The sequence below is a fragment of the Pedobacter sp. genome (genome assembly GCF_040513095.1).
GTDB lineage: Bacteria > Bacteroidota > Bacteroidia > Sphingobacteriales > Sphingobacteriaceae > Pedobacter.
This window is the reverse complement of the sequence record NZ_JBEVDX010000022.1, coordinates 1-4,294: the sequence shown is the minus strand read 5'-3', so window position 1 is coordinate 4,294 and position 4,294 is coordinate 1. Positions and strand designations below refer to the sequence as shown.

The 4,294-nt window shown below is 40.1% G+C and carries 4 protein-coding genes; 2 read left to right on the top strand and 2 right to left on the bottom strand.

The window, feature by feature from the left end; all coding sequences use genetic code 11:
* Positions 1 to 284: 284 nt before the first annotated feature.
* Positions 285 to 1,334: an A/G-specific adenine glycosylase gene (mutY, locus tag ABWY16_RS03380; RefSeq protein ID WP_353903241.1), complete on the top strand. Its 1,050-nt coding sequence runs from the start codon at positions 285 to 287 to the stop codon at positions 1,332 to 1,334.
* Positions 1,335 to 1,348: 14 nt separating this feature from the next.
* Positions 1,349 to 1,774, top strand: a complete 426-nt coding sequence (locus tag ABWY16_RS03375) for a single-stranded DNA-binding protein (RefSeq protein ID WP_353903240.1) — start codon at positions 1,349 to 1,351, stop codon at positions 1,772 to 1,774.
* Between the two features lie 71 nt (positions 1,775 to 1,845).
* Here ABWY16_RS03375 and ABWY16_RS03370 read toward each other — a convergent pair whose 3' ends face one another.
* On the bottom strand, positions 1,846 to 3,402 hold the full coding sequence (locus tag ABWY16_RS03370) for a DUF4270 family protein (RefSeq protein ID WP_353903239.1): 1,557 nt from the start codon (positions 3,400 to 3,402) through the stop codon (positions 1,846 to 1,848).
* Between the two features lie 23 nt (positions 3,403 to 3,425).
* Positions 3,426 to 4,250, bottom strand: coding sequence for a glycogen/starch synthase (locus tag ABWY16_RS03365; RefSeq protein WP_353903238.1), 825 nt, complete (start codon positions 4,248 to 4,250; stop codon positions 3,426 to 3,428).
* Positions 4,251 to 4,294: the final 44 nt, after the last annotated feature.

The following is a 4,294-nucleotide window of genomic DNA, read 5'->3' as shown; positions in this document are numbered from 1 at the left end:
TTTCTGAAATAATATCTGCCTTAGTCATATTTTCTATTATTAATTGTTGTGTGTTTAATATTTATAAGTGATTTGGGGTTGCAAAAGTATTGCTTTTTAATGAGATAGGAAAATAAAAGATCAATTATTTATCTGGAATTGTATCAGGGAATTGCAAGTTTTAAAAAATATGGGCGAGCACATGATTCCATTTACGCTGCGTTTCATGAATTCCAATGTAAAATTCAGCATCCAAAAATATTAAATTTTAAATAAATTCTGGATTAGAATGTACTTTTGGAGTTATGGCATTTCAGCAAGACATTATCAGTTGGTATTTAAGCAACAAAAGAAGCCTTCCATGGCGCGATACGCAGGATGCCTACGTGATATGGCTTTCCGAGATTATCTTACAGCAGACGCGGGTTGAGCAGGGGCTTCCTTATTTTAACAGGTTCCTCGAAGCCTATCCGACGGTACTGGATTTTGCTGCGGCTACGGAGACACAGGTACTTAAATTATGGCAGGGACTGGGCTATTATTCCAGGGGGCGTAACATGTTATTTACCGCAAAGCAGATTATGGAACTGCATGATGGTGTTTTTCCTGTAAAGTACGATGAGCTGATCCGGCTGAAAGGTATTGGTGAGTATACTGCTGCTGCTATTTCCTCTTTTTCATCTGGTGAGGCCAAAGCTGTTCTGGATGGAAACGTTTTCCGTGTGCTTGCCCGGTATTTTGGGATTGAAACACCAATTAACAGTACCGCGGGTAAAAAAGAATTCTCTGAACTGGCACAATCGTTAATCCATAAGGAAGACCCTGCGCTGTATAATCAGGCAATTATGGAATTTGGTGCCCTGCAGTGCAAGCCAAAATCACCGGATTGTCCTTCCTGCCCACTGCAGGTATCCTGTTTTGCGAAAAATAATAATTTAATTCCTCTGCTGCCTGTGAAGCTTAAAAAGCTGACTGTTAAAACAAGGCATATTAACTATTTTGTTTGTCGCGATGGCGATGAGATTTTAGTCAACAAAAGGATTGATGAGGACATCTGGCAGCATTTGTATGACTTTCCAAGTATCGAAACCAGAGAGGCCGTTAGTATCTATGACGAACAATTTATTAACAATATTAAACAAAATTTTGGTGAGAATGTTACTGTTCTTCCCCTGGTGGAAATAAAACATTTGCTAACTCACCAAATTATATACGTTCAGTTTTTTGCTTTAAGTAATTATATCATTAACTTTAATATTAACGCAGAAGCAAAGTGGGTCTCATGGGCAGACTTTGACCAGCTTCCGCAACCAAGAATTCTAACCAAATTTATTAACAACTATTTTCACAAATAGTAAACTCCAAATTCATGTCAGGTATTAACAAAGTAATTTTAGTAGGACATTTAGGCAAGGATCCTGAAGTTCGTCACTTAGATGGTGGTGTAACCGTCGCCAGCTTTCCGTTGGCTACGTCAGAGACTTATAACAAAGACGGCAAACGTGTGGAGCAAACGGAATGGCATAACATTGTGCTGTGGAGAGGTCTGGCAGAGGTAGCATCCAAATATTTACAAAAAGGGAAACTCGTTTATATAGAGGGGAAGCTGAGAACGCGTTCGTTCGAAGACAGGGAAAAAGTAAAAAAATACGTGACAGAGGTTGTTGCCGAGAATTTCACAATTCTTGGGCGCAAGAGTGATTTCGAAAGCACACCTGTCCACAGCAATGCAAGCCCTAAAACTGAGAATGAATATCTGGATGCCGAAGAGGTTTCCGGTGATCTTCCTTTTTAGGAACTTTACGATGTACATAAACAGCAAAGGCCACTCAATTGAGTGGCCTTTGCTGTTTGGTGTTTTGGTTACTATTTCGTGCTCGTTTTCACGTAGTAGATATTTAATCTGATCTTTTTGCCATTGGTATTGTTAAATGATCCGATGACAACCCTTCCGGCTGAAGTTTGCGTTGGATAGGCGTAAGCAGCCAGTACTGGTGCTGTGTTTCCTGAAGTAGTAAGCTGACCTGCAGTGTTGAGATAAGTGATGGCCGTCACCTCAGTTGCAATCGGTGCAATAAAAGTACCATAATCAACTGTTTTACCATCTACCAGATCCTGCACATAGTTTGTAATATTAAATGAATAGCTGTTTTGCAGATATCCGCTCTTGATGAATCTGTAGAAACCGTCAAATTTAACTCCTGAAACATATGGGCGTGTATCTCCGGTAGAATTGGTTGTAGCATCATACACATTGGCATCAGCTACATTCTGTCTTTGTCCGGCAATATCCAGCCTGTACATTGCCAGGCGTGGCGGTATTTTAAATGGAATAGAATCTGCAGGGTTGCTGCTGTCAATCACTAGCTCTGCTTTATTAATAACTATTTTAGATCCTAGGGTTGTAGTCAGATTTTTTAGGTAAGGAAAACTGATCTTATTTCTGATACCGTTCATCGCCTGAAGGTAGGTTACCTGGTAATCTCCAGGTGTATTAATCTGTGTGGCAACAGGTGTATTGGTGTAATTATGAGTAACTGTGGCTGCTACCGGGTTTGTAGCACTGCTGATCGGAAAAGCCTTATAAATGGTATCTATCTGCGTTGTTGTAGTGGCGTTTTGTTGTTTGTAATAGATTTCAAGATTGGAAAGCCCGGTAGTAAAATCCAGGAACATCATTCCTCCGGTACCAGTGGTTGTCGCTGTTACTTTTAATCCCCTGAAAGCAGCATTAAACTTTGCATCTGTAGTCAGGCTTAAGGAATCCAGCGCGGCTATTTTGCTTTTGATCAGATCTGCACTCAGTTTAATTCTCAGATGCGGTTTTTTTGTAATAGATGTATCTGCGCCGCCAGTTACTATAGTTGTTACTTTTACCTTCGTGTAGGGTTTAACGGGGCCGGTATAAGTACCGAGCACATCTCCTGAAGCATAATTTTTAGTGCTCAGCCATGAACCTTGAGTTGACAGGTTTTCTGCAAGCTGGCTCACCGTAATATTATAATTGGCTGTGCTGTCACCGTAAAATTCTCTGGCTCTCCTAAGCAGGGAATCCGTGGCATAGGTATATGCCAGTGTTAATACTGCAGAGTCTATAGTTACCGGGGTCGTACTGAAACTTGTAGCAGTGGAAGAGGGCAGGTTGACAGACATTGCAAGGCTTGCGGTAGTACTGCCAAAGATCGGATCAACCATCATCCCTAAAGGATATCTTGTTGGATTTGAAGTAGAACCTGCGCCATAAAAAGTTTGTGTGGCCTCGTCTCTAACCGTTCTGGATGTTACTGTAACGGTATCCAGAAGCGTTCCGGAAACAGCAGTGGAAGAATCTACATCTAATCCGATGCTGCTTGAGTCTTTACAAGACGAAAAAAGAAAAAGACTTATCAACAGGGTCAATAAGTCTAGTTTTGAAAATTTCATATTTAATTTAATAATACCTGAGTTTATGCTATTGAAACCAATTCTTCACTCGAGATCTCTTCGTACAACGAATAGAAGTTCTCGAAATTTTCGGTTAAATTAAAAGCTAAAGTTGGCTTATTGGAATCTTTAACAAATTTTAACACATTGTCTTCAATGTTTTCATCAGCTAAAACAACTGCATCTGAGTAAGTGATCGCACCAATGTGTAAGGTACTGGAAGTAGGGTTTTCGAAAACTTTAGTGTCTTCTTCAGTCATATTGCTCATTACTGCTTTTTTGTGCAGGTCAGCATTTAAAGATTCAGTGAAGCAACTTTCGTAAACTGAATAAACAACCTTAGAGTTTTTAAAGGTCGGGTCGTTTTTGTAAGAAGTCTTAATGTATACAGGAACCAAAGAAGTCATCCAGCCATGGCAATGTACAATATCCGGCGCCCAGCCTAATTTTTTAACAGTTTCCAGTGCACCTTTGCAAAAGAAGATCGTTCTTTCGTCGTTGTCTGCATAAAACTTACTCTCTTTATCTCTGAATACGTGCTTACGCTGGAAGTAATCTTCGTTGTCCAGAAAGTAAACCTGCATACGTGCTGCTGGGATTGACGCGACCTTGATAATCAGAGGGTTGTCATTATCATCAATCATGATGTTCATCCCCGACAGACGAATTACTTCGTGTAATCTGTTCCTTCTTTCATTGATATTTCCGAACCTGGGCATCAGAATGCGGATCTCAAATCCTTTTTCCTGCATTGCCTGTGGTAACTGACGGGTAATCTCTGAAATTTTGGTAAGTTCGAGGAAAGGCGACATCTCGTGTGTAACAATCAGTAGCTTCGTTTTTGCCATCTCCATATTTGTGAATAAATATTTATGTTAAAGAAAAGATAATC